Consider the following 25,566-nt stretch of genomic DNA (forward strand, 5'->3'; position numbering starts at 1 on the left):
TATAGCAACAATTTAGCAGAACATAGCCTTATTAAAATAAGCTAACCGAAATGAAAAGGAGCAAAGCTATATGGCGGTTGAGACTTATAGAACTATAGTCCTTCCATTGTCTTTTTACTTTTGGTGGACTTCTTATGAGCCATGCAAGGCAACGTTATGTTAGCGGTGTAAGGAATTGATGAGGGGAAGATAATTCCCCCTCAATTTTAAGCATCTATTAGAAGGCGAACTTTGCGCCAATGCTTAGCACGTCAACATCATCAAAAGTTTCAAACGATAATTCAACAGCACTTGTCTCGGTAAACATATAACCTACACCGCCACCTAGACCAAACTCCCAATCACTCTCTACTGATTCCGAAAAACCTCCAGCGCTTGCGGTAACTTCTAGCTTGCCATAAGACGGCACAACATATACGTATAGTCCTTCTGCAATAGTATATTCACCACGAACAGACATTGCGTAAAATGAGTCAAGCTCTACGTTAACGCCCATTACGTCGTCGTCGCTAATACCCGTGCCTAAACGAACCTCTGGTACAAAGCGAAAATTATCATTTATTTGGTATTGATAGCCCGCAGATGCGATAACACCGCCAAGGCTAATATCGATATCACCTTCGCTATCAGAGATATTTCCATAGCCAACGCCCAATACCCAGTTCGCCGATGCTGAAAGAGAAACAGATAATAGTGCAGCTGATAACATAGCTTTTTTAAACATTTTTAGTCCTTGTTAATGCAATTTAAATGTTGATATATGAAGCTAGGGTACATCTCTTTCTTCTCAGTACTGCGCGCTCGCTTCAGAGGTATAGTGAAACAGAGGGTTACCAAAACTGGCCTTGTTTATACAGTCCTTGGACAAAGGGGCGACTCCTTTCTTCAGCAAAGCATTACTCATCGTTTTCGAGCAAAAACAATAACTTAAAAAGCTATTCGATATGAAAAATATCGAAAAAAGTGTAAATAATTATGTTTATTTGAAGCAAACATTCTATGTAAGCCGCTTTTTATACCGACTTATTCGACGTGTAGTGGCTAATGTCGGGTCATTCTAAACTACAAGCCACTGCTCAAATAAGGCTCTTAATACTGGTTACTTCTGGCCATTCAGATTCGCTAATTACTTTTGCGTTTATCAATCTCAGACGCTTCTCGGCTATAACGTGTTTCAACTCATCTCTGATTAATCTTACTGCTGGGGTGATCGTAAAGTTTATAGAGCAAGGCACTATGCTGAATAAGGTCGTTTGCTGTGAGTGGTCCACCGTACTTTTCAATGTATCCGGGCGATGCACAAATAACATGAGGAATGTTGCACAGTTTAAAACCATACATTTGTGACTCTTTTACTGCTTCTTTGGTCATAGCACGAAGCGCTACATCAACGCCGTCGCGATAAAAGTCCACTCGGCTATCGCTTACGTGCAGTCGTAGCGAGAGTTCCGGGTTTTCTTCTTGTAATTTATGATGACGCTATCGTCTATGTTAGAAGCTCATCTAAGTATCACATAAAGAACTGAAGTACAGGGCTACAGTCAACAGGGCTGCACTTAATGTGCAGCACCACCACACTATTGCGATACTGATAATTTCAATACGCGTTAGCGCTAAACACGAAGATGCAATGAGTAACATCCAGCCTACTAACTGGGTAAAAGGTGGCGAGGGTAATACTCTTAGCACCTGCGTTAATAATCTACTATTACCTGCCTGCTTTACGTGTTTGTTCATTGCTAACATCAAACATAAGAAGCCTAACAGTTGTAGTATAAAAACCAGTGTTATCATTCCTGCTCCTATTTCTCGTAAGTGCTAGGTTTAGTATTCTTTGCGACTATTTCCGCATTGGTAATACGTAAACCTATTTTCTTCGCTGCCCAATACAAGATAATACCTGAAGCGAAAAAAGCAGGAATGAAGCTTAAATATACGCTATCTAAATATTCGACACTGCGCACTATTCGGTCTCTAAATAACACGAGTTCTATAGCAACGGTAACAAAACAAAGCCCACTTGCTAGCGCGAACTGCTCTTTCCAAGCAACAGCAGCTTTTGTGCGCAAAAATGCGTGTACAGCACTTAATGCCCACACAGTAAAAAATGTGTTTACTTCTAATTGGGCGCGGCCTGCTACATCCTGTCCTATCACCTTATTAGCAATAAAAAACGAAACGCTCGCCAATATTAAGCCAGCAACAGCCGCCACATTGCCTTTTTCCACAAGCGCCAACGTGAACGGGTTTTGCTTAGCGCTTTTTTTCCGCTGTGTGACCCATATGATATTGCCAGTGGCAATAAGCGCGCAGCCTAAAATACCTAACCCAAATAGCAACCATCGCATGCCAAAAGGGGCAAAATTAGCCTGATGAAGCCCGTATAATATGCGGCGTATTTGTGCTGGAACCGTTTCATCATCGTAACCTTCAAGAGATTTACCTGTATAAGTTTCAAAAACTAATCGGTCTGCACGGTTTGATACTGTTGTGGCTTTACTGCGCTCTACAATCATTCGGCTATTTTTATACCCTACGCCTTCGACGGTAATTCTTGCTATTGAGTTTGGCTCGCGCCACTGGTTAGCAATTTTTTCTAGTATATGCGCGTAGTTCGGCACAGGAGTCGACGTGGAGGGCGGCTCGCTTAACAAGTTATCGCTACCAATAACTTTTTCATCTAGCTGCAGGCTCGGCAGTGAAGGAATAATCTGGCGATTTACCCCTCGCTCTCCCCGTTCGAAGTTAGCATTAGCGGTATAGGGCAAATACATGATCGCGTAAATAAAAATACCACTTAGGCAGATCATAATACAAAATGGAATAGTGAGAATACCGGCTAAAGCATGGAAGTCGGTGGTCCACTTTTTTATCTTTTGAGGGCGAAGCGTGAAGAAGTCTTTAAAAAATCGGCGGTGTGTATAAATACCGGTAAAAATAGCAAGCAACATTGCCATTGCAGCAATGCCCGCAATGTATCGCTCGCCATAGCCTCGAAGTTGCAACGTGTAGTGAAAATTTCTAAAAAACAAGCCGCCTTTCGTTTCTGTTTCATTTTCTCTAGCAGCGAGTTGATTATTGAACGTCACAGTTTGTCTTTGCTTACCCTCACGCCATTGCACACTCCAAAGTGCAGAACGCTCTAAAGGCAAGGCTATCCGCCACTCTTCAGCTTCACCTGCATGTTTGTTTAAATAACTAAAAGAGTGGGCAATCATCGATTGCTGACTTTGAGAAATGCTTCCTCGTTCAGGCATCAGATAGCGCGTTATTTCCGGTGTAAAATAGCTTAACGTACCAGTGAAAAATATGGCGAAAAGCAACCAGCCGAGTATCACACCTAAATAGGTGTGCAACCAAATCATACTCTTTCTAAATGTAGCTTTCATAAAGGGGCGCTTAAAGGTGAGACTAACGGAAGTGCCACGGCGAGTATGCAAATAAAAGCAATTAAAAACACGCACCACTTCTTCGTATTATTAATTGCAAAGCTTGCGATAAATACAGCAAAAAATACGAAGTAGCTTGCCATACTGCCACTTAGTATTGCTACGCCCTCTTGCTGGTTTAACGTGTGGAAAAAGATAAAAGCGAAGTAAAAGCTTATTAGCGCAGAAACGGTATAGCCGCCCAGAATGGCGGCTATACTACGCAGCGCAACGTCTACGTTGTTATTCAATGTGCTGACTCTTTTTTAGAAGCGATACGCAACAGAAAGCTTCGCGTTACGTTCTTCTCCAGGTAAACCACCTAGGTACATAGCACTACTGTAGTAGTCCTTGTTGTCCAGATTGCGTAGGTTAAGCTGTACGTCCCAGTCATCCGATACATAACTCACTGCTGCATCCCATACTGTGTATGAGTCTACGAATGCGTAGTCTACGCCAAATACCGATGCTGAGATGGTACGCTCGTCTTCATAGGTTACACCAACGCTGAACTTAACCGGCGCAGGTAGCGCTTCAAAGCTATGGCTATAGGTTAGCCAAGTACTTGCGAACTTTTCAGCAATTCCCTTCGTCTGTTCTTCATCAGTGTTCGATGCATATGCGCCAGGTTCAGTACGCGGCTCCTGATATGTACCGTTTGCATTAAGCGACCACTGCTCATTAATATCGAAGTTAATATCCACTTCAACACCCGTAGTGCGGTCTTGTTCGTCGTAATAGAACTCAGGTACATCAATGTTGTAAGATGGATCTTCAATATTATCTTCATACAGTGGATTGGTGTACTGAAGGTTTGTACGCGCTGTATCAAACACAACGACTGAGCCAATGACCTGTTCATTTAGCGCAGTAAAACGTACGCCTAAATCCCACGATTCTGATTCAGAATCAGGTCGGTTGTTTTCTTCTGATAGAGAGCCTAGTGTGCTATATGCAGTGCGACCCTTAGAGTGGTTAATGAAAGTACTTAGGCTATCGCTATACATGTAGGTTAAGCCTAGGTTGTAGGTGAAACCATCATCGTTTGCATCGTACTCTGGGTTACCGTCGCTAAATTGGTTCTGATAGGTTTGCTTTACGCCACCGTATGCACCACCAATACGTGCAGTAAAGTTATCATTTAGATAAAGCACTTCTTGGAAGCTCACGCCCCAGCTAGATACCTCTTTGTCATATTTGCTACGAAGCGCTGGGTTATAGTCCTCAAATGTGCCTGCGGGCCAATTCGGGTTACGAATATCTAAGATGTAAGGCACCGCATCGCTTCGTGTGTCGTCTGCATCCCAAATAGACCATTGCGTGTATTCAACGTCCATATTTTCGTAATTAGCACTAAATAGATGCTCACCACGAATATCGCCTAGCGACCAAGTATTAGTAAGGTCGATGAAATACTGCCACACACTTTCTTCTGCTTCAATTTTGCGGTATTCCTGTCGGCGCGCTGCATATGGATAAAGTACATCATCAATAACGAGTGGAGCGCGAGGCTCTAAGTTAGTGGTGCCGTTACGGTCAACATAGACATAGTTGTAAGCGCTAGTTTGACGAATGTACGACGTTTCGTAGGTACGGTATTGTAGTTGCTGAGTTAAAGACCAATCGTCGTTAATGGCCAAGTCTTGGCGAAGCTTCACGCGGAACTCTTCACCTTCATTAGGACGTGAAATGGGTGAGATAAGGCTAGTATCACCTAAGTCAAAAGGCTGAACGCCATCGGTAGAAACTAGCGATGCAGCTAATTCGTCGCGCTGAGCGTCGGTAAGCTGTAAACCACCTGATTCTGCAGTATCGTTAACTAAGTCTGCGCCAGTTAAGCTACCTGCGTCAGTATCAAACATGGTGAGGTCGATAAGTCGAACGGGATGGCCTACGGAATCAATTTGTACAGCGTCGTCAATATAAGCAGCAGACAGTAGGAACTGGTTATCACTTGATGCAACATATTTAAGTGACGTGTAAAGCTCGCTTCGCTCATCGCTAAGTCCACGATAACCATCAGACTGCTCGCGGTTTGCTACTACGCGATAAGCAAGGTCCTTGTTAATTGCGCCTGTTGCGTCAGCCATTATTGAATAACTGTCCCAACTGCCTACAGAGGCTTTAACTTCATAGGCTTCTTGAAACTGCGGCTTTTTCTCAATAAGGTTAATAATACCGCCAGCTTCACCCATGCCGTATAGACCAGTTGCGGGGCCTTTGAGCACTTCAATACTCTCAATATTAGTCATTGAACGCGTTGGGTTATAACTGTTGCCCAAATCGGCGCCAGCATAGATACCGTCAAAGGTGTAGTTAACACCAAGGCCGCGAATAGCTAAATTATCACCTACACCGTAATTGTTTCCGTCTTGGCTTAGACCACTGATGTTGCGAATACTCTCTTGCAGCGTATCAACACCCTGCTCTCTCAATAATGTACCGTCAACAACCACAATAGCCGCTGGCGTTTCCATTAGGCTCATATTTGATTTAGTGGCCGTACCCGACTCTAGAATAAGTCGATTGTGGCGACCGTAAACGGTTATGACGTCTAAGTTTTCTTCAGCACTTTGTGCTTGAGAGTCTACAGGTGTCTCGGCATCGTTGTCTTGCGCGAGTGCCGACATAGCGGTGACTGTGGTTGTCACCGATAAAAGAGAGAGAAGAATTGCATTAGCAACTTTACTTTTTTTGTGTGAAGTGTGGTTCATTTTCCGCCCAAATCTAAATGATAATAATTATCACTTTTGATAAGGGCGCGAATGTTAGGGTGGCTTCACTGTAAAATCAATATAAAAATAGACTTAAGTTCAATTTTTTCATAAAAATACTAAAATTCTGCACATCTTTACGTTTTGTCAACAAATCACTCGTGATTTTCAAACAACTGGAAAGTTTCCTTTAAACAGTATCGGAGTGGCAGTTTATTGCTTTCGATTAAGTGTTCGGAACTGCAACAGATACTTAGCAAGAACCTCGTAACCGTTTTGCCTTGCAAGCTGTTCTGGCGTATTGCCATCATAACCTTTCAAATCTAATCTAGCTCCTGCTTCCACCATTACTTTCGCTGCCTCTAAATGCACATGCCAGCGCTCTTTTACAGATGTCCATGCACCTGTAACAACGACCACTGGTGGATTAGCAATACCTTTTGGAAGGTATAAATTTGCAGCCAAGTTGCCCACTTCTGTGTTTAACGTGATATTTTCTAATTGAAATCCTTGCTGGTTGTATTGACGATGACTATTTTTGATCTCACTACTTAACTGCACCTGGTTAGCGCTTAGATGTTCAATGCCTGCTCGGGCTTGGTTTAACGCGGCTGTTTGCGATGTTTGTTGAGCGTGTGATACGCCCGGTTGTAGTATGACCAGAGGCGATATCAAAAGTGACTGTGCAATTACTGTTATTGTAGTTTTAAACATTTTTGCTGTGCGCTTTAAGTGAAGAATCAATGACGACAGAATATGAAATGGTGCGCCTTAGTTATTGCACATTAATGCTAATTATTTGTAGGTTATTGCTAAAGGAAACATAAAGCTTGAAGTCACGTTTAGCCTTTTTTGATCATGCGACACATTAACCTTCATCGTGCAAAGACGTACTAGATATTGCGTTTTCAAACGACGGTCTCGATTGGAAAGGCATCATTTTAGAGAAAGGAAAGTCGCCTCACTTTTACCCTCAAAATGTGTATACCCCTTATTTCTATTTCGCACTCGCCCTTGAAAGCGACCTGAATTGGAACATAGAAGCGAATGGAAGTATGGTTTCTTTAAAAACCAGTCCGGGAAACATTTGGATAAACCCATCTAAAACGCCGTTTACACACGACATATCCGAGCCTTGTTATTTTAGCGGTTGAAGAGCGTGTATTTTTAGACGCATGTCCGTTTAAGGTAGAACAAGAACAGCTGCAGTTTCTGAACAACTATAACGTGGAAGACGAGACCATAAAGGGGCTAATTGAGCTTCTGTTATTAGAGACACAAGCAAAGGGTCGTAATGGGAAAGCCTATGTAAGTAGCTTATTGTCTGCACTTTCTGCTCATTATATCCAAAATTATTCAAATTACCGCGACCTTCAAGATGCCTCAGCAAAGAGTGTCAAAATAGGCAAGTCACAGATAGATAAGATTGAGCAATATATTAAAGAAAATATCGGCAGTACCATTAGCGTAGATGCGCTGGCCGAACTCGTTTTTTGCAGCAAGTTCCACTTTTTAAGAGAGTTTAAAAAGAGTGTTGGGGAAACACCGTACCAATTTATTACCCAATACCGTGTTGAGCAAAGTAAAAAATACTTACTCGCGAATACTCATTCCATGAGCGACATCGCGTTATTACTGGGATTCAATGACCAATCTCACTTCAGTCGTGTTTTCAAAAATCACGAAGGCATTACCCCAAGCCAATTCATTAAACAATACAGCACGTAGAATAAACTATTTTGGACACTACCTACTCAATAAAGCCCTTGCTAAGACTTTATGGGTAATTGCCCTAATGCCGCTGCGCATGCCAAACCAATGGCAAACGTCATCGCCACACTGGTGAAGGTGCCCAAAAGTACATATTCAGTTAGCTTTCTGTCTTGGTGTTTAGTGAGGTCGCCGAAGCGAAATATAGATTTAGCCGCAATAAGAAAACCTATGGCAGAAAACTGATTTAACAATACAAAGGTAAGCATGAGTACGCGCTCTAAATAGCCAATTCGTTGACCTGCCAGTGATAAAGTTTGCTGTGCCTCTGTACTTATTGTGGGCGGATCGTTGGGGTGAGAAGACGGCATTTTATTAGCTAATACTTCATCGCTCCAAGGCGACAGCAGCTGTTTAATAATAACTGAACTGGGCTTAAGTACCGCCAAATAGGCTAAGACCACTAGTAGATGCGATGTACCCACCTGCTGAAGTAGTCCTACTGCCTCGCGCCATTGATTGGTGGCATACAAAAATACGCCTAAGATCACGACAATGTGCGCTATTTGATCGACAACAAAAGACGTAGTGTTTTGCTTACAGTACGATTTAATCACGTCAATTTTGAAGTGAGAAACGGCGACTACAATTGCCCCAATACCTATACTTGCGATACTTATCGTTGATGAAAACAAGAACATTGCAGCTGCCGCGAGTATACCGTGTATGATTGCGTGTAGGTATAAGGGCAAAGCCAGTGCGTGTCGTTCGTTTCTTTGCTGTACCCAGGTAAACGGTTGAAAATAAAAGTCTGCTAATAGATGCGCTAACACAAGTGCCACCAGCAGTTGAGGTTCAGCAAGCATGTGACTCTCCTGTTGCAAGCATTATGTTTTTTGTATAACCCGTCATCACATTAGTCTTCCTTGGTCAATTGTTCCGTTTTTAATGAGGTTCCACCTTGAACCCATAAAATGAGCGCTCTCTCCATATAGTCGAGATATTCTGCTATCAGTTTATAGTTACTGGCATTGAGAATTCGACTTACGTTACTGCGATTTTTATCTAGTATGGCCGCTACACTTTCATGGCTCTTATCCGTGGCTTCAAGATACGCGAGTAAGGTTTGCGACTGGGTTTGTGTCAGTCCACTGATATGCGCGTCGGCAAAACGTGTTAAGAGCTGCGTTTTGTCGTCGAGTGTTTGTTCACCGCTACAAAAAGTAAGATGGTGCGGCTTTATGTTATCTAACCCTCGTCCTGACAACACAAACGCGTCTCCAGTGCCAGTTTTTACTTCTGAAGGGCGAAATTGCGCTTCTCCCACAGCAACACTCATTCGCACATCTACACTTAAAGCGTGCGCCTTTAGTGCTAGCCGCAATCCAACTGCGGCTGCAATGCTATGCTGTGGTTGTGCGACAACTAGCTGGAATGCGTCTCCTCGATAAATATCAAAGTCTCCACCGTAGTACTCGGCGTAGTATGTTAAACGCTCTCTCAGCGTAGCAATTATCTCTCTGAATTCAGCATCAGAATAAGACTGAGAGTTGGAGACGTCACCGGTAATCACACCAGCGCGCTTTTTTGCATTGCTTGTTAAAGCACTCTTTTTTGTCATTTCACTATGCGCCGCATTGTCTTTTCTACTTTCAATAGACACTTTTTTCCGTTTAGGGGTCCACTATGACACGCTACCATCTCAAATTCAAAAACAATCACACAGCAAAATGTGATTGTTATTAATCACAAATTCACATGTGACTAAATTGCGTAGCGGAAAGCAAAAACTCTGGGGGACAAATATGAAATCATTACCCAAATGAAATGTACGGCGTGCAGTTAACTAAACATGGCGATCTCGACGCGCTTACATTTAACGAAAACATACCTTTGCCTACACTCAGCGACAACGATGTACTTATTGAAGTACGCGCTGAAATTTGTCAGGCACAACAAGACTTTGAGAAGAAAAAGCATATTGGCAAGATGGTACTGACAGTTGGAGAAAACAAATCCAAATAAGATACATTCAATTTCGCCAACGTTATTTACATAGTAAGTGTCTTGGAGCCGGACTGCTCTAAACAAAAGTGTGAGGTAAACTCTAAGAGTTTGACGTTTATATGGATTAAAGTTTAGCGCAGTTTCTCCCAGACGCTTTAGCTTGATAAAGGGCTCTGTCTGCCTGCTGAACCAGCGATAAAGCACTCTCTTTGCTTCGCGAAGCAGCATCATGGCGTGATGGATTCAGCTCCATAGACGCCATACCGATACTTACCGTAAGTTTTAGCTTTCCTAGCGGGGCTTGCTAAAAAATACACCTACGGTCTTATTTTTATTCTTCACAGTGGGTCTACCCTTTCTTCCTTCCCGCAGTACCTAGATGCCTTTAATCACCTGCTGTTTTTTGCCGCATGGCCTATGTGGGGTGCGTGCTTTGCACTTTTTCTGTTGCGCGATGCTGACACCAAGTTCGCATTTGGCAAGTAGCGGCCCTTCGTTGGGTAAATACGCGAGTTACAACCGCTAGATACACTGTATACAAAAAAGTTAGACCGCATAGATAGCACTTGTATTTATCTTGAGCGAGCTAACAAGGCATGACTGCTACGCTTTCTTAGCATTTAACTTATTGTGTGGCAGCAGCATAAAGTTGCTGCCATTCAGCCTCTTCTACAGGCATGATCGAAAGCCTTCCGCCTTTTTTCACTAAAGGTAGTTCAGTAATACCGTCCATCGTTTTAATCACTGAAAGCGGCAGAACGCTTGAAAATTTCTCTACAAATTTCACGTCAACGCGATACCATCGGGGGTTATCCTGGCTTGATTTAGGGTCGTAGTATTTTGATTCAGGGTTAAACTGCGTGGTGTCCGGGTAGCCGTCTCTTACCACTTCGGCAACGCCCGCGATGCCGACCAGCTTGCAGCTTGAATGATAGATAAATACTTTATCACCCAATTTAACGCCGTCTCGTAAAAAGTTACGTGCTTGGTAATTTCTTACCCCGTCCCACGGTTCAGTTTGATCAGGTCGGCTTGCCAAGTCATCGATAGAAAATGCATCAGGTTCTGTTTTAAATAGCCAATACGCCATGGTTTTATTCATTCTCTTAAAGTTTGCACACTTACTAAAGCGCATATAAATAAAGATACGCTGCACGTGCGCTATTATCTTTTGAACTAACACCAGTATACAAAGCGCTTTTATTTAATGACAGTGCTATACCTTAGCTTGGCCAACACTGCTATAATTGCGCACTAATTCTGAGCTTTTGCGTAATTTAAGCTCAGCAACTCTCTGATTTATCTAGATGTGATTACTATGCAAGCCACCATTAAGGCCGATCGCGGTCTGTTTTCTTACCCTAAATATTGGCCACACTGCCTGGGTACTGCACCTTTTCTCCCCATGTCGAAGGAAGAAATGGACGCCCTTGGCTGGGACAGCTGTGACGTTATTTTGGTAACGGGCGATGCATATGTAGATCACCCTAGTTTTGGTATGGCGGTGATTGGCCGAGTACTTGAAGCACATGGTTTTCGCGTGGGTATTATTTCTCAGCCAGACTGGACCAGCAAAGACGACTTCATGAAGTTGGGTAAACCTAACCTGTATTTCGGCGTAACAGCCGGCAATATGGACTCTATGATAAACCGCTACACGTCTGACAAAAAGCTTCGTCACGACGACGCTTACACGCCAGGCAATATAGGTGGCAAGCGTCCTGACCGCGCGGTAACCGTTTATTCACAGCGCTGCCGTGAAGCGTTTAAAGGTGTACCTGTGATTGTGGGTGGCATCGAAGCCAGCCTTCGTCGCATTGCGCACTACGACTATTGGAGTGAGAAAGTACGCCGCTCTGTACTGTTCGACTCTAAAGCGGATATGCTCTTTTTCGGTAACGCCGAACGTCCTCTTGTTGAAGTCACTCATCGCTTAGCGGCAGGTGAAGATATTGCTGATTTGCGAGACATTCGCGGTACGGCAATTATCGTAAAAGAAGCCTTACCTGAGTGGCAAGGTGTTGACTCGACCTCTCTTGACAGGCCGGGCAAGATAGACGCCATTCCAAGCCCTTATCAGATGAAGCCTGAGTGCGATTCGCAGGATAAAGACACCAAAAGCAGCGAGGCGCCAGAAGCTGCGCCTGTCGTTATTCAGCCTGCGCAAAAAGAGAAAGAAAAGCGTAAGCCTTGGGAAAACGTGTACGTTAAGCTACCTGCGTACGAAACGGTGAAAGACAACAAGGTGTTGTACGCACATACGTCGCGTATTTTGCACCAAGAAACCAATCCTGGCTGTGCTCGCGCGCTGATGCAGCGCCACGGCGACAGACACATTTGGATTAATCCACCGGCCATGCCGCTAGAAACAGAAGAGATGGACGCGGTATTTGACTTACCGTATCAGCGTGTGCCTCACCCTGTCTATGGCGATGCCAAAATCCCTGCTTACGAAATGATCCGCTTCAGTATTAATATTATGCGCGGGTGCTACGGCGGCTGTACCTTCTGCTCTATTACCGAGCACGAAGGCCGTATTATTCAAAGCCGTTCTGAAGACTCTATTATTCGAGAAATTGAGCAAATACGCGATACTGTACCGGGCTTCACTGGTGTTATTTCAGACTTAGGCGGCCCGACGGCGAACATGTATCGCCTACGTTGTAAGAGCCCGAAAGCGGAAGCTACATGTCGTCGCCCCTCTTGTGTATACCCTAGCATTTGTGCGCACATGGATACGGACCATAAGCCAACTATCGACTTATACCGCCGTGCACGTGAGTTGCCTGGAATTAAAAAGATATTGATTGCTTCAGGCGTGCGTTACGACCTAGCGGTAGAAGATCCAGAGTACGTGAAAGAACTGGCCCTTCACCACGTAGGCGGCTACTTAAAGATCGCTCCAGAGCACACCGAAGATGGCCCGCTTTCAAAAATGATGAAACCTGGCATGGGCAGCTACTACCGCTTCAAAGAGCTATTTGATAAGTACTCACAAGAAGCAGGTAAAAAGCAGTATCTAATTCCTTACTTTATTGCATCGCACCCGGGTACCACCGACGAAGACATGCTAAGCCTTGCGATTTGGCTTAAAGAAAACAAATTTAAGCTTGATCAGGTACAAAACTTCTATCCGTCGCCAATGGCAACGGCTACCACCATGTACCATACCGAGGTAAATTCCCTTCGCAAAGTCACTAAAGACAGTGAAGAAGTGCCTTCTGCAAAAGGTGAGATCCACCGTCGATTACACAAGGCGATGCTGCGTTATCACGACCCGAAAAACTTTGCACAAATTCGTGAAGCGCTTAAACGTATGGGGCGCGAAGATTTGATAGGCCGTGGTCCTCAGCACCTTGTTCCGCCAGAAACGGCAAATGAAAAACGCCAAAAAGCGCAAAAAGGCCGTCGCGGTGAACGCGCACTAACCAAACATACTGGCCTTCCTCCTACCTTTCAGGGCAAGAACAGCAAAGGCGGTAGCGGCGCAAATAAGAGCCGACGTAATTCCAACGCTAACAAGCAAGGTCGTGGAAACACAGTAGAAAAGCGTAACGAAGCAGGCGGGAATAAGAACAGAGGCAGCGCTTCAAAAGGAAATAATAGCGGCGGCAACAGTCGTGGCCGCACGCAAAAGCAGCCAAGCATGCACAAACGATAGCAGCACAAATGATAGAAAAAAAACGCCCAGAGCGTGTAAACTCTGGGCGTTTTTTAAGGCCTATTGTCGACGATGACATTACGCTTTTGTCGATTTCCCCTGACTTATGCCTAGTCCACAGTATAACAGGTCACATTTTCAAGCTCGGCAAGTTCTCCACTTTGGTCGTTACGCAACACGCACTGTTCACCATCACTGAGTAGTGTAAAGCTATAAAGAGGGTTGTCGTGCCTTCCGTCAATAGGTAGTCCCCTGCCATCAACCTTTGCTTTACGCTCAATCGTTATGCTCGCGGTTTGACTGAATGCATCATCGGCTATCGTTATGTTAAGACCACCAAACCAGTTGCTGATCTTACTTTCAATAGTTTGATTCTGACTCACACTGATGGATTTGGTAATTGCCTCGTGTAACTCAGCCTCCTGCGTTGTCGCGCACCCGCTCGCCGAGGCCAAAAGTATGGCGAGAGGCGCTACTAGCAATCTTCCTGTTAGCAGTTTTCCTTTTTTATTAAAAAGCGACATTACTTGCGCTCCTTAATAACAGGCTGATTTATCTTGTTGTGTAAAATAAAGTTCTCTTTGCGTTTTTCAGGCTTGTCGATAGGAGTGAGCTTTTCGCCCCCTAACGCACTTTGGTTACTGCGCAGTGCTTTGACATCCGCCACACCGTTTGACGTAACGACTTCGGGACATGAGCCTGTAGCAGCATATTCTAATGCGGCTGACAGCATCCCCTCATTTGGGTCGCCCAAGCTTGCGGTAAAGTCGTCTTCAACTTCACATCCTGGTAGTTCAAAATCAAAACTAGGAGTAGCGGTTGGCATAAAGCCGTCGGCATAATCACCAAACCCTTTGTTGTTAACCCCTTGAAACTGAATGGTGAAGTAGGTCTCGCCGCAATTGTCTGTTGGGTAGAATCCATACGGCTTACCACAAGTAGTAGAGCCAATTTGCACTACCTCAACGTCTATACCTCGAAGGGCATTCATAACAGCCTCACTGGCGGAGCAAGTGGCATCCGTTGAGATAACGTATAGACGGGTTAGTGAAAGGCTTGGCAATAAGGTATCAGTAAGCACGCCTTGTTTATAATCAATAACGTGGCGTTATTGGTTTGACTTGGACCCGCTACCATGTAAGAAAGCTGTGAAGCTAACGCCAATCGGCCACCGCCGTTATAACGTAAGTCCATGACTAACTCTGTCACATTCTCTTCGACAAAAGTATCAAAAGCACCAATTAGCTCTTCTTGCGCAGTAACAATAAAACTATTGAATTGAAAATAGCCTAGCTTCCCGTTTTCTGTATCCAATACCTTAACATTTTGCACCGGCGTTACACTGATATCATCTGACGTTATATCTACTGTTGGCATGGTGCCGTCAACCAGTTCAAAACCAAAGCTTGTGGTCGTACCGGCATCATCAGGAAATAATTCGTCGTTAATAGCATCCACGCCTTGCTGGGTATTATCATCAACAAAATCAACGCCGTTTATACTCACTACCTTGGCGCCGCGCGGCACGTTTGCCAACGCTGCAGGTGAACCGGGCTCGGTGTACCGTACGGTTAACTCTCTTGGCACTGTTGTTGAGCCGAATTCCCAGCTAAAACCAAAGCCCGATGATATACCAGACTGAGATAACTCGTTGTATTCAGCGGTGTCTTGTGAAAAATGGAAATTGTCTTTTGGCGTGCCGCTTGGCGTTAATTCATTTGTTCTTAGTTGGTCGAAGTACGCCGATACTGAAAAATTCTCAGGATCGTTATCATCGACTTCGTCGTACCAGAGGTAAGTATCGTTGGTCCAAGAGCGCAGCCAGAGTTTTTCATCCATGGCGGTACCTTGGGTGTCTGGATAAGCTCTGCCTGTGAAAGGATCGATACCACTCCTTGGTGTTTCACATTTGGCTATGAACTGCGATTGCGGCTTATAAACTCCAGCCTCCCATGTAGGGTCAGGCGTTACTGTCGCTGGAGGCGTAGTCACTACCGCAGAGGAATTAGATGAACCACCACTGCCCCCACACCCTGCTAACTGAGAAATCGTCACCGCTAATGCAACTAAAGAATACACATACGTTTTCATAGTTCTAACATGTCCTTATCGCGAATGGCTAACCAAAGCCTACAGCTCGAAATTTAAACATTAGCATAGCCGATAATGACAAATCCTTATAAACCTAACTTCAAAACAAAAGTTTAAAATATTTCTAGTTATAAAATGTATGTGCTTTTATTCTAAGGGCATTAACCAACCCTTTTGTTAGTCAGCTAAGTTACTTCGCAATAGAGCATTTTTACTTTTCAAGGTACGCGCTTTTTCTTGTAGCTTTGGAGTCAACCAGCTACGTCGCCATAACAATCAATGCTTCTGCACCGGCAAAAGCCCAACATTCTTGGCCGTAAGACTGCTGATATAAAGCCCCTCATCTGTTTTAATCGCGCCTGTTACAAAGGGGAAAGCGCCGGTTGGATCTTGCCAACTTTGTACTATCTCACCTTTTTCGCTTAATTCTAAAAGGTGCCCATAAGACTGCCCTTGAGGACGCATAAAACCGGGAAGGCGCTGTATTATTTTTCGAATAAATGGTTTATCAGACAGCATATCGACAGGGGCTGAGCGCGGCGACGCAAGGCCAATGTAGTAGTTGCTATTATCTGCACGGCTGATGTTATCTGGGAAGCCTGGCAAGTTATCAATAAGCACATCGACTTGCCCTTTGTTTGGCCCCAAAAGCCAATAACGCAGCACACGGTATTTTCCGGTTTCGTTAACCAGTATCGATTGTTCATCGTGACTGACTGCCACACCGTTCGCGAATACCAACTTATCCATGAGTATTACACTATTGCCAGTGGAGGGATTGTACTCAATTAACCTGCCATTACCCTGGTGTTCGAATATTTCAAGCAAGCTAGCATTAAGGGTACCACCAAAGTCTTTTGCCGAAAATTTAGTGGTCGCGTCGGTAAAATAGATGTTGCCGTTTTGAGCAATATCTACATCATCGGCATACACGACCGGTGTATTGTTTACCTTATCAACCAGCACAGAGACCTTGCCCGATGAATTTATCTTAAGAAGCCCTAGGTGGGCGTCAGCGACAATAAGGTTGCCTTTATTGTCGTACTCAATGCCTAAGGGGCGACCGTCTGTATTAGCCCAAGGGTAAAAAGCGCTTTCGCCTTTCTTCTTTAATAGAATAGCGCCGGAATGACTCGATATTGCTAAGGTGCCATTTTGCGTCAAAGCAAAATCTTCAGGCCCATAGTCGTTGCCCATGTCAACGAGCGTTAATTCTGATAGTCGTGTGTTTTTTGCAAATTTGCCTTCAAACCCCTTATCGACAGGTGCTTGCCAGGCGACTGGCTCTATCGGCACTGGCAACAATAGTAGGTAAAGGACAACAAATATAGCTATGGACCACATTATTTTCATTAGCATTCTGCCTTTTTAAATCGCATCCCATTTACAGGCGTTTAGTTTTTTCACCATACCAAGCAAACGGTTAACACTCCCCTTTCGTTTTTGAATAGTTACTTATTACTCACGCCCCTTTACAAACCTTTTTCGAGGCATCGCTTTTATGCATTACAAATTCGTAAAGTGACATCTATAAATAACGTTCGCGCGTTTCATAATAAAATGCAGTAGAGGTACATCATGTCATTTTATTCAAAAACACTCGAAGCTTCGTATGCCAAGCAGCTAGACAAAGAACTAAGAGCAAGTCATGCTGGGGAAACTGGTGCGGTATGGATATATCGAGGCGCTCTATGTGCTGAATTTATTCTGAGCTTGTTTAAGATAGTGCGTTCAACAAGCGAAACTACGCGCTTTATCCACCAGCACTTGAAAACTGAAAAACATCACCTCGATATTTTCGAAAATGAATTGCCACGTTTTAGGGGGAGCTTTATTCTTCCTCTTTGGATTGGGGCTGGATTTATGACAGGATTTATTCCTCGCTTATTAGGTGAAAATTGGTTTTTTTATACTATTTACTGCGTTGAACAATTTGTCGATACCCATTATGAAAATCAGTGCTGTCAACTTGTGATGCAACCTAACCCGCCTTCAAATGTCATCGACAGGTTGAAGCGATGCCAGATGGACGAGCAGCACCACAGAGACGAGGCAGGATCCTTAATGGCCAAAAAAACATCGCTGCCTATGAAATTGTGGGGACACTTGGTAAACGCAGGCTCATCAACGGCAGTTTCCATTGCGAGGTTCATTTAAACAAGTTACCGACGCTTCACATAACTAATTCTGAGATATTACGTAGTGCATCGCGGAAGAATGAATGGGCAAAAAACGTAGAGTTAGACCGCCAAAACCTTGCGATATCTGCGGTAAAGCAGATGACATACAGTATAGAGTGCAAACCAGCGATAGTGAGCGCTGGTTGATTGTTTGTAAAACATGCCAGGAACAGGCAGCGAATAGCGCGGGTTATCTCTACGGCGGAACGTGGAAAAGGAAAAAGCGCAATTAACGCCTAACCGCTGCTATGGTTAGGCGCTACCAAAGCGCTCAACATTTTGTACTTCTAAACACGCGTCTCTTCTATACTATTAACTTGGCCACCTGCGCATTACTATCTTTCCCATCATTCTTCGCATCTGCTCGATTAGCCCTAACGCGGTTTATTAACGTGCGTGCACGGTATAAGCTCCAAATGACATAGCCCGCCATAGGAATATTGAGTTGCAGCGAAGAAATAGTATATGCAGCATTGCCGTGAACAGCCACGTAAGCACTGATTAAAACAAGTACGCTAAGCCCCGAAATTAGTAACCAGATTGGCTTAGTTAAGCGTTTTATTGCTACTGTCAACGCAGTATTAAGCACCATCACCCCCCAAAATACTGCTATGAGTGGACCTGCAAAGAACATATCAGCCACGGCGGTTAGAGCCAACGCACTGACACTTCCCCAGACCATGCTATACCAAAGCCGACTTGCCAAAGGTGGGTGTGCTTTTTTAGACAGCCAAATTTCCATTCCAGAAACGCAAAGCATAGTTAACATGACACCAAGGATAAAAAACAACCATTTACTGGTCATGCCGGCAAAATCGCCGAAGTGCAAACGATACATGGCCCAAAACAATTGCTTGCCCCACTCTCCATCTTCGTAACTAGCATCACCGATAAAATTTCCCGCTGTATCGAAACGATAGCCTTCAGCGTAGATCATTCTGTTCGGGGCTTTCGCATATATCTCAATAAACTGCTCTGGCTCACCAACCTCGTGTACCGTTAAAAAGATTGGCGACTTTTCTGGCGCTAGCGTTTCCATTTGGGCAAACGCCTTTCCAATAGCAGGCTTACCTTCTTGTGGGGCGATGACAGGGTCTGGCGTAAAGATTTGGTCGATTACAGCGTCTCTGTCTCCGCCATAATTTACGGTGGCAACTAACGCTAAAATAACTCCGGCCAAACCAAAGTAAGTTCCCGTAATGCCGATGACTAAATGAAACGGCGCTGCCCATAGACCAAAGCGGTTGTGCAAATCAATCTGTGCTTGCTGACCATTGCCGCCTCTTCTTATTTTAAATGCATCTTTTGAGATCCTTTTATGAGCGATGATACCTGTAATAACCAAGGTGCAAATAATGGCACCTAAGGCACTGACTAAAATCATTCCCCAGCTATGCGGCAGGTTTAAATATAAATGCAAGTCCACCAACATTTGGGTGAAGGCCACGCTTTCTTCTTCCAGCAGATTACCTTCGCTATCAGCAAAATACGCAACGTGGTCGTTTTCAACAACTAACCTCGGTATGTCGGATGTCGGGAATACCACGTAAAGGTGGTGAGACTCTTCGGTATATTTAGCTAGGAAACTATCCATCGCTTTTTCAATTGACTGTGGGGAAACATTCTCCATCTCTTCAATATGTGGCTGTTCCCACCTTTCAAACTCTAAGTGAAAAACCGCAACGGTCCCAGATAAACACACCAAAAAGAGAAGTACACTTAGAAAAACGCCCACCCAAGTATGTGCGTTTAATGCATTTTGTTTTGTTATTTTATCCATCGATATTCACCTACATGGGGAAGAAAATAAGTATTGGTAGGCAAAGCGCAGCCAAAACTGCGTAAGCGACAACAACTTTAATTTTGTGGGCGGTGGCAAGGTAGTGATAAACAATAAGACCCCACAAAATTGGCAACAGCACGATACCTGTAGCCAACTTCCCTGCTATTGAGAATGGGAGTAGCGCACATATTCCTAGCGTTAATAAAACGCTCACAACCAATAAAACACCCAGCACCACGATGTAGTTTGCGATGTTCCCTAGAACTGTACGTCGCGAGAAGTCAAAGCTCCTCGGCTGAGGTACATTTTTTGGCTGAGGCAAATGCGTTTGGTTAAACGCAATAAAAGGCCACACTAATATAGAAGGGATACACAGCGCATACAGCACACCAAATTCCCAGCCTTGTGCATAAGAGCAGCACACTGCTGAGATAAGCCATACGACAAGACCTAAATAAAGATACGTTGACGCTTGAGCGCGCCAACTTTTATAAATAACCCCTAAGGCTGCGAGTGTTAAACCACCCGCTGCAACTGAAAGCATGATAAATCCTCAAAACGAATAGGTTAGCGACGCGTTCACTGTTCTGCGCACACCAGGGAAACAGTCACCTCTGAATAAGCACGATGTGAGATACTTTTTATCGGTCACATTTCTTACATTCAGCTGCAAATCCAAATTATCTGAAAGCACATACGACACCATCAGGTCACCAAGGGTGTAGCTAGGTGTGTCGTATCTAATAACCCCGTTTTCAGAAACCGACTCTCCTACGTAGCGAATACCTGCTCCTACGGTCAGCGCTTCAAGCTCGAGTGGAGAATAATTTATCCATAGGGATGCATTGCTATCTGGCTGTGCTGACAACGAGAAACCGTTAGGATCTTCAGCATCCATGACCGACGCCGCAAACTGGGCTGTTATCTGGCCAAAGTCTACGCGCCCTTCTAGCTCAATCCCTTCAATGGTCGTTACGCCTTGCTGTTGCGCCGCTTCGTCTGGTAATCCATTAGGATTAGGAAGGTTTGAAACTTCAATATCGTAATACGCCAGCATGATAAAACCAGGAATTGAAGATAGTTCATACTTAATCCCTGCCTCGTATTGACGTCCTTCTTCTGGCTTGAGCTGGTTGTTATTGTTATCTAATCCCACTACAGTCTCGAATGACTCAGCGTAACTAAGGTAGGGGGAGATACCGTTGTCAAAGCGATACAAAATTCCAGCTGAATAAGATGTTTGCGTGTCATCCTGCTCCGTTACGCCAGTATCATTGTCAACACGGTCGTGACGCAGACCTAGCGTTACCCGCCAGTTTTCAAAGGAAATTTGGTCTGATAGATATAACCCCGTGTCCGTAACCGTCTGCTCAGGCGCGTCGTTATAAATTGCATCGAAAATGGCTTGTTCTGGTGCGCCGGTGTACTCGGAATTTGCCAAGTCCAGAATGTACCTAAAGTCACCCTGTAATACCCCGCCACCTGCGTAGTATGCAGAGTTGGCGTCAGTTTTTACATTTTGATATTGGACACCCGCTAGTAACTCGTGTTCGAAAGAACCTGTTACAAAGCCCTTGTTTACGCGAACATCAAAGGCGTGTTGGCTGAAGGTATTGTCTGCCTGATAAAACGTTCTTGGAACAAATGTGTCGGTAGGTGCAACCGGAGCGCCAACATAAGCATTTAGATATCTCGTACCGCCAGTAAACGTAGCCCATGCTTGATGGTAGTCTGCTTCGCCATCTCGCCATAAGGCAGTAAATGAAAGTGACGTTGTATCGTTAATCAAGTGCTCGCCAAGTAAGGTAACTTGGTTCGACTTAGTATCGAATTTATTAAACCCTGGTTCGCCTGCGTAAACATCCTGGTCGGGTAAGTAAGTGCCGTCAGCCAAAGGCAGTAACGTGCCTTCTACAGGAATAAATTGCGCAGCTGTATCGCTATCGGTATCTTGAAATAATCCAATCAGTGTTAGCGTTGTATTGTCAGAAGGCATAAAGGACAGTGACGGCATGAATACTTGGGTGTCGTCGCTAACGTAATCAACCTGAGAGTCAGCATTGCGATAAATACCAACAAAACGCCCTACCCATTTATCATTCTCAGATAGACTGCCGTTTACGTCTAATCCAACTTGCGCGCGGTCAAAGCTTCCGTAAGACAAGACGACTTCACTTCCTTTACCCAACGTAGGTGTTTTCGACACATAGTTCATTATGCCGCCGGGAGAACCCTGACCGTAAAGTACAGAGGCAGGCCCCTTAAGCAGCTCAACCTGTTCCATTGTGTAAATTTCAGCCCGCGTAGAATTATAGCTGCCAAACAACTCTTGAATTGAGTCGCGATAGCGCGGAATACTTAATCCTCTGGAAGAGATTGAATCGACTCGGGTGGCGTATCCGTATGACTCCCCCGTCACACCCGCCATATAGGTGGCAGACTGAGAAAGATTTAACACACCTTTTTGCTTTAAATCTAATGCGGTTTCAATGGAAATTGTACGGGCGAGTTCGACAATGGGTGTATTTGTTTTTGTTGCGCCAAACGGAGAACGCATGCCCACTACTTCAATCTTTTCTACTGCATTCGCTTCTGCTTTTTCCGCTGTTGCTTCTCGCTTATCTATAGCTAAGCCAGCGCCACTTTTATCTTCCTGAGCATGTGCGTGAGACACTAAGATAGCCGCTACCGCCAAGCTGAGTAATTTCTTATTCATGTTGAGTGTTGTCTGTTAGTTGTTTGAGCTCACTAATCGCCTATCGCTGAAAGAAGTGATCAATGAGCCGCATTATGCTTTCGTCTAATTTAGCAAACTTTTACACTAATGATAACCAGTATCATTAACATTTGCATAATAAAAAACGTAGACAATACATCGCAGTGCTTGAGACTTATTTAAAAGTACACAGGCCTCGCTAGTGCTTTTATTTAGGGCAACAAAAAAGCCGGACTAACATAGTTAGTCCGGCTTTACTCTTACAATTATAGACAGGCTATTTATTAAGCGGCTTCACTTTCTTCGTCTGATTCAACTACTTCGTGACTTAATAAATATTCAAATGCAGCAAGCGATGCTTTCGCGCCCTCACCCATTGAAATAACAATTTGCTTGTACGGGACTGTTGTTACGTCACCGGCTGCAAAAATACCCGGTTCAGAAGTATGGCACTTAGTATCAACAATAATTTCACCATACTGCGTCATATCTACCGTGCCTTTCATAAACTGACTATTAGGTACCAGTCCAATTTGAACAAATACACCTGCAAGTTCGCGAGTATGCACTTCGTTAGTTGAGCGGTCTTGGTATTCAATTGCGTTTACTTTGCCATTTTCAGCAGTAATTTGGCGGGTTGCCGCATTCTTGATAATGGTAATGTTATCGCGCTTTTCGGCTTGATCAATAAGTACCTTATCCGCTTTGAGTTCTGGCATAAATTCAAATACCGTCACTGATTTTACGATGCCTGCAAGGTCAAGTGCCGCTTCAATACCTGAGTTACCACCGCCGATTACCGCTACGTCTTTACCTTTAAAGAAAGGGCCGTCGCAGTGTGGGCAATACGCTACACCATTTCCGATATTCTCTTTTTCGCCTGGCACGCCAAGCTCTCTCCAGCGCGCACCTGTCGCCACAATAACGGTGCGAGTGCGGATCTGTTCGCCAGAAGACAGCGTAATGGTTTTAATATTGCCTTTCTCAATGCTATCAACGCGCACGTGCTCTTTAAGCGTAATATCGTAATCGCGTACGTGCTCCATCAAGTTTCCAACAAGCTCAGGGCCCGTTGTTTTAGGTACTGAGATAAGGTTCTCGATACCCATGGTATCCTTAACTTGGCCGCCAAAGGTTTCAGCAACAATCGCTACTTTAAGCCCCTTCCGCGCACTGTAAATCGCCGAAGCTACACCTGCTGGACCACCACCGATAACAGTTACGTCTTGAAGCGGTAGTGCATCGCCTTTATTCGCTTCTTTAAGGCTAGGGTCGCGTTCAATTAACTTGTTGATAAGCACAGAAGCATCAACTTTACCATTCGCGAACAGCTCGCCATTCAGGTATACGCTAGGCACACCTTGAATGTCGCGCTCTTGAATTAGATTTTGATATAGCCCACCGTCGATCATTTCGGTCTTGATATTAGGGTTAATCAAAGCAAATTGATTAAGTGCCTGTACGACTTCTGGGCAGTTATGACAGCTCAAGCTAATGAAGACTTCAAAATTAAGTGGTTCATTCACCGCTTTCACCATCGACTTAACGCTATCGTCTAGCTTAAGTTCAGTACCCGCTGCGTGCAGCATGGCAAGTACAAGCGAGTTAAACTCGTGACCGCCAGGGATACCAGAGAAACGAATTCCCGTATCTTCGCCGTCAGCTTCCAATAAAAAGCTGATTGCGCTGCGCAACTCACCATTAGTGTCACGCTCTTCTACGTTTAATTTTTCGCTTACTGAAGCAATGTCGGACAGAAACGTCACAAGCTCTTCGCGCTTGCTATGCTCACCGGTCTGTACGACAAAGGTTACGTTTTTCTGCATTGACTCTGCGTATGATTTCAATGCTTGTAAAATTTCTTTAGTTAACACGGTTATTCTGCCTTATTTTCGACACGCCGATCCCCGCCAACCTTTTGAAGGGTCAACAATATAAGCGGAAATGGGAAATTAATATCAGGGAGTGGAGACCCACTCCCTACAAATTATTTGCTTAATACTGTGCAATGCACTAAGCGCTGAGCTTTCGAATATTAAGCGCTAAGCGTGCTGCTTAGATTTTGCCTACTAGGTCAAGTGAAGGTGCTAGTGTTGCTTCGCCTTCTTTCCACTTCGCTGGGCAAACTTCACCTGGATTGTTTGCAACGTACTGAGCGGCTTTAACTTTACGTACTAGGTCATCTGCGTCACGGCCGATACCTTCAGACGTGATTTCCATCGCTTGGATAATACCTTCTGGGTCAACAACGAATGTTGCACGGTCAGCAAGACCCATAGTTTCACGCATACAATCGAAGTTACGAGTGATTTCGCCTGTCGGGTCGCCAATCATTGCAAATTTGATCTTGTTGATCGTGTCAGAAGAATCGTGCCATGCTTTGTGAGTGAAGTGAGTGTCAGTAGATACTGAAAATACTTCTACGCCACGTGACTGAAGTTCTTCGTATTTGTCAGCGATATCGCCAAGCTCAGTTGGACAAACAAATGTGAAGTCAGCTGGGTAAAATACGAAAACTGCCCATTTACCTTTGATGTCTTCGCTGCTTACGTCTACAAACTCGCCGTCTTTAAATGCAGTTGCTTTGAAAGGTTTGATAGCAGTATTAATCAATGCCATGTTTAATTCTCCATTTGGTTTAAATTATTTTCGCACGTCAAATACATGCGAATACAAACTTTACGTTTATTGTGTCGACATGGTTTTGCAGTTTTGTGAATATAATCACTTGTCGCGAAATTCATGTCTCTTGAAACTGGTGATAAGAATAGCGCGCACAATTACAAAAAACTAATTGGTAAAAATGAATCGCTTAATCAGGTTATTGAATTGAACGATGAAAATTGAGTCAAAATAGATTAATTGCTTTTTGAAATACGGTTTCACTGACTTAAACCTGCTAAATGAGAAAACTATGACGAATCCCTGCTACAGCGCATCTCGGATGAAATAATGCTGAGCGATGGGCACGCGCCATCACTAACCCCATTGTAAGCAACCAACAGGTTATTAATGCGTATACGCATTTGTTAAACGATATGTAGAAACCTGCTTGTGAAAAAAACAAATCATTATATAGAACAAATAGTTGGTGAGCATGCGCTGTTGGCTCGTTTGCTGAGATAATGAGACCAACAAAAAAGCGTATTTTTTACTAGGCGAACTGTTGTCATAGACGTGTCAATAGTATTACTTAACACCTTCATTCGCTTTTGGTTAAGAGTTAAAGCTTTGAATAAACTTACCTGCAGATGATAAACAACTGATATTTAACAA

General features: G+C 44.1%; 20 protein-coding genes and 3 pseudogenes. 5 read left to right on the top strand and 18 right to left on the bottom strand.

The window, feature by feature from the left end:
* Positions 1-217 precede the first annotated feature (217 nt).
* The 7 genes and pseudogenes from ACX5KA_RS12855 to ACX5KA_RS12885 form a co-directional block, all read right to left on the bottom strand.
* Complete coding sequence (locus ACX5KA_RS12855; RefSeq protein WP_458731341.1) at positions 218-724, bottom strand: outer membrane beta-barrel protein; 507 nt, start codon at positions 722-724, stop codon at positions 218-220.
* A gap of 352 nt (positions 725-1,076) precedes the next feature.
* Positions 1,077-1,446, bottom strand: a pseudogene (locus tag ACX5KA_RS12860) (LysR substrate-binding domain-containing protein); the annotation flags it as partial.
* A gap of 57 nt (positions 1,447-1,503) precedes the next feature.
* Positions 1,504-1,794, bottom strand: a complete 291-nt coding sequence (locus ACX5KA_RS12865; RefSeq protein WP_458731342.1) for a DUF3325 family protein — start codon at positions 1,792-1,794, stop codon at positions 1,504-1,506.
* A gap of 8 nt (positions 1,795-1,802) precedes the next feature.
* A complete protein-coding gene (locus tag ACX5KA_RS12870; RefSeq protein WP_458731343.1) occupies positions 1,803-3,365 on the bottom strand; it encodes a PepSY-associated TM helix domain-containing protein in 1,563 nt (520 codons plus the stop codon).
* A 20-nt stretch (positions 3,366-3,385) separates the two neighbouring features.
* The gene (locus ACX5KA_RS12875) at positions 3,386-3,679 is read right to left on the bottom strand and encodes a hypothetical protein (RefSeq protein ID WP_458731344.1); all 294 of its coding nucleotides are present in this window, start codon (positions 3,677-3,679) and stop codon (positions 3,386-3,388) included.
* Between the two features lie 15 nt (positions 3,680-3,694).
* Positions 3,695-6,058 carry a TonB-dependent receptor gene (locus ACX5KA_RS12880; RefSeq protein WP_458731359.1) on the bottom strand — a complete coding sequence of 788 codons (2,364 nt, stop codon included), beginning with the start codon at positions 6,056-6,058 and terminating at the stop codon, positions 3,695-3,697.
* Positions 6,059-6,355: 297 nt separating this feature from the next.
* Positions 6,356-6,856 carry a hypothetical protein gene (locus tag ACX5KA_RS12885; RefSeq protein ID WP_458731345.1) on the bottom strand — a complete coding sequence of 167 codons (501 nt, stop codon included), beginning with the start codon at positions 6,854-6,856 and terminating at the stop codon, positions 6,356-6,358.
* 513 nt (positions 6,857-7,369) lie between these two features.
* Here ACX5KA_RS12885 and ACX5KA_RS12890 point away from each other — a divergent pair.
* Positions 7,370-7,870, top strand: coding sequence for a helix-turn-helix domain-containing protein (locus tag ACX5KA_RS12890; protein ID WP_232380349.1), 501 nt, complete (start codon positions 7,370-7,372; stop codon positions 7,868-7,870).
* 41 nt (positions 7,871-7,911) lie between these two features.
* On the opposite strand, the gene ACX5KA_RS12895 is transcribed toward ACX5KA_RS12890, so the two are convergent.
* Both ACX5KA_RS12895 and ACX5KA_RS12900 read right to left on the bottom strand, forming a co-directional pair.
* On the bottom strand, positions 7,912-8,718 hold the full coding sequence (locus ACX5KA_RS12895) for a DUF3307 domain-containing protein (protein ID WP_014976375.1): 807 nt from the start codon (positions 8,716-8,718) through the stop codon (positions 7,912-7,914).
* Positions 8,719-8,768: 50 nt separating this feature from the next.
* Complete coding sequence (locus tag ACX5KA_RS12900) at positions 8,769-9,515, bottom strand: hypothetical protein (RefSeq protein WP_039222048.1); 747 nt, start codon at positions 9,513-9,515, stop codon at positions 8,769-8,771.
* 173 nt (positions 9,516-9,688) lie between these two features.
* On the opposite strand from ACX5KA_RS12900, the gene ACX5KA_RS12905 reads away from it, so the two are divergent.
* Both ACX5KA_RS12905 and ACX5KA_RS12910 read left to right on the top strand, forming a co-directional pair.
* Positions 9,689-9,877 carry a hypothetical protein gene (locus tag ACX5KA_RS12905; RefSeq protein WP_240485800.1) on the top strand — a complete coding sequence of 63 codons (189 nt, stop codon included), beginning with the start codon at positions 9,689-9,691 and terminating at the stop codon, positions 9,875-9,877.
* Positions 9,878-10,138: 261 nt separating this feature from the next.
* Positions 10,139-10,345: pseudogene (locus tag ACX5KA_RS12910) on the top strand (hypothetical protein); the annotation flags it as partial.
* A 139-nt stretch (positions 10,346-10,484) separates the two neighbouring features.
* Here the strand turns inward: ACX5KA_RS12910 and ACX5KA_RS12915 are convergent.
* Positions 10,485-10,949 (bottom strand): EVE domain-containing protein, encoded by a 465-nt coding sequence (locus ACX5KA_RS12915; protein WP_039222068.1) that lies wholly within the window; start codon positions 10,947-10,949, stop codon positions 10,485-10,487.
* Positions 10,950-11,177: 228 nt separating this feature from the next.
* On the opposite strand from ACX5KA_RS12915, the gene ACX5KA_RS12920 reads away from it, so the two are divergent.
* Positions 11,178-13,520 carry a YgiQ family radical SAM protein gene (locus ACX5KA_RS12920; protein ID WP_458731346.1) on the top strand — a complete coding sequence of 781 codons (2,343 nt, stop codon included), beginning with the start codon at positions 11,178-11,180 and terminating at the stop codon, positions 13,518-13,520.
* Positions 13,521-13,630: 110 nt separating this feature from the next.
* Here ACX5KA_RS12920 and ACX5KA_RS12925 read toward each other — a convergent pair whose 3' ends face one another.
* From ACX5KA_RS12925 to ACX5KA_RS12935, 3 genes and pseudogenes are all read right to left on the bottom strand, one after another.
* Positions 13,631-14,044, bottom strand: a complete 414-nt coding sequence (locus ACX5KA_RS12925; protein ID WP_039222040.1) for a hypothetical protein — start codon at positions 14,042-14,044, stop codon at positions 13,631-13,633.
* Positions 14,044-15,611: pseudogene (locus tag ACX5KA_RS12930) on the bottom strand (S41 family peptidase). Before ACX5KA_RS12930 ends, ACX5KA_RS12925 begins: the two are co-directional and overlap by 1 nt.
* A gap of 276 nt (positions 15,612-15,887) precedes the next feature.
* The gene (locus ACX5KA_RS12935; protein WP_458731347.1) at positions 15,888-16,964 is read right to left on the bottom strand and encodes an SMP-30/gluconolactonase/LRE family protein; all 1,077 of its coding nucleotides are present in this window, start codon (positions 16,962-16,964) and stop codon (positions 15,888-15,890) included.
* 225 nt (positions 16,965-17,189) lie between these two features.
* On the opposite strand from ACX5KA_RS12935, the gene ACX5KA_RS12940 reads away from it, so the two are divergent.
* The gene (locus tag ACX5KA_RS12940; RefSeq protein ID WP_458731348.1) at positions 17,190-17,768 is read left to right on the top strand and encodes a demethoxyubiquinone hydroxylase family protein; all 579 of its coding nucleotides are present in this window, start codon (positions 17,190-17,192) and stop codon (positions 17,766-17,768) included.
* Between the two features lie 327 nt (positions 17,769-18,095).
* On the opposite strand, the gene ACX5KA_RS12945 is transcribed toward ACX5KA_RS12940, so the two are convergent.
* The 5 genes from ACX5KA_RS12945 to ahpC form a co-directional block, all read right to left on the bottom strand.
* Positions 18,096-19,571 (bottom strand): PepSY-associated TM helix domain-containing protein, encoded by a 1,476-nt coding sequence (locus tag ACX5KA_RS12945; protein ID WP_458731349.1) that lies wholly within the window; start codon positions 19,569-19,571, stop codon positions 18,096-18,098.
* Positions 19,572-19,581: 10 nt separating this feature from the next.
* Entirely contained in the window at positions 19,582-20,118 is a 537-nt protein-coding gene (locus ACX5KA_RS12950; RefSeq protein WP_458731350.1) for a hypothetical protein, read from the bottom strand.
* 9 nt (positions 20,119-20,127) lie between these two features.
* Positions 20,128-22,290 (bottom strand): TonB-dependent siderophore receptor, encoded by a 2,163-nt coding sequence (locus ACX5KA_RS12955; RefSeq protein ID WP_458731351.1) that lies wholly within the window; start codon positions 22,288-22,290, stop codon positions 20,128-20,130.
* 284 nt (positions 22,291-22,574) lie between these two features.
* Positions 22,575-24,164 carry an alkyl hydroperoxide reductase subunit F gene (gene ahpF, locus ACX5KA_RS12960; RefSeq protein WP_039222023.1) on the bottom strand — a complete coding sequence of 530 codons (1,590 nt, stop codon included), beginning with the start codon at positions 24,162-24,164 and terminating at the stop codon, positions 22,575-22,577.
* Between the two features lie 181 nt (positions 24,165-24,345).
* Entirely contained in the window at positions 24,346-24,903 is a 558-nt protein-coding gene (ahpC, locus tag ACX5KA_RS12965) for an alkyl hydroperoxide reductase subunit C (protein ID WP_425291745.1), read from the bottom strand.
* Between the last annotated feature and the right edge of the window lie 663 nt (positions 24,904-25,566).

This window comes from Alteromonas alvinellae (genome assembly GCF_902705805.1).

Bases quoted from the DNA above. Each gene is read 5' to 3' on its own strand.
- ACX5KA_RS12855 (WP_458731341.1), bottom strand. From the start codon at position 724: ATGTTTAAAAAAGCTATGTTATCAGCTGCACTATTATCTGTTTCTCTT.
- ACX5KA_RS12865 (WP_458731342.1), bottom strand. From the start codon at position 1,794: ATGATAACACTGGTTTTTATACTACAACTGTTAGGCTTCTTATGTTTG.
- ACX5KA_RS12870 (WP_458731343.1), bottom strand. From the start codon at position 3,365: ATGATTTGGTTGCACACCTATTTAGGTGTGATACTCGGCTGGTTGCTT.
- ACX5KA_RS12880 (WP_458731359.1), bottom strand. From the start codon at position 6,058: ATGTCGGCACTCGCGCAAGACAACGATGCCGAGACACCTGTAGACTCT.
- ACX5KA_RS12885 (WP_458731345.1), bottom strand. From the start codon at position 6,856: ATGTTTAAAACTACAATAACAGTAATTGCACAGTCACTTTTGATATCG.
- ACX5KA_RS12895 (WP_014976375.1), bottom strand. From the start codon at position 8,718: ATGCTTGCTGAACCTCAACTGCTGGTGGCACTTGTGTTAGCGCATCTA.
- ACX5KA_RS12915 (WP_039222068.1), bottom strand. From the start codon at position 10,949: ATGGCGTATTGGCTATTTAAAACAGAACCTGATGCATTTTCTATCGAT.
- ACX5KA_RS12920 (WP_458731346.1), top strand. From the start codon at position 11,178: ATGCAAGCCACCATTAAGGCCGATCGCGGTCTGTTTTCTTACCCTAAA.
- ACX5KA_RS12925 (WP_039222040.1), bottom strand. From the start codon at position 14,044: ATGTCGCTTTTTAATAAAAAAGGAAAACTGCTAACAGGAAGATTGCTA.
- ACX5KA_RS12935 (WP_458731347.1), bottom strand. From the start codon at position 16,964: ATGAAAATAATGTGGTCCATAGCTATATTTGTTGTCCTTTACCTACTA.
- ACX5KA_RS12940 (WP_458731348.1), top strand. From the start codon at position 17,190: ATGTCATTTTATTCAAAAACACTCGAAGCTTCGTATGCCAAGCAGCTA.
- ACX5KA_RS12945 (WP_458731349.1), bottom strand. From the start codon at position 19,571: ATGGATAAAATAACAAAACAAAATGCATTAAACGCACATACTTGGGTG.
- ACX5KA_RS12950 (WP_458731350.1), bottom strand. From the start codon at position 20,118: ATGCTTTCAGTTGCAGCGGGTGGTTTAACACTCGCAGCCTTAGGGGTT.
- ACX5KA_RS12955 (WP_458731351.1), bottom strand. From the start codon at position 22,290: ATGAATAAGAAATTACTCAGCTTGGCGGTAGCGGCTATCTTAGTGTCT.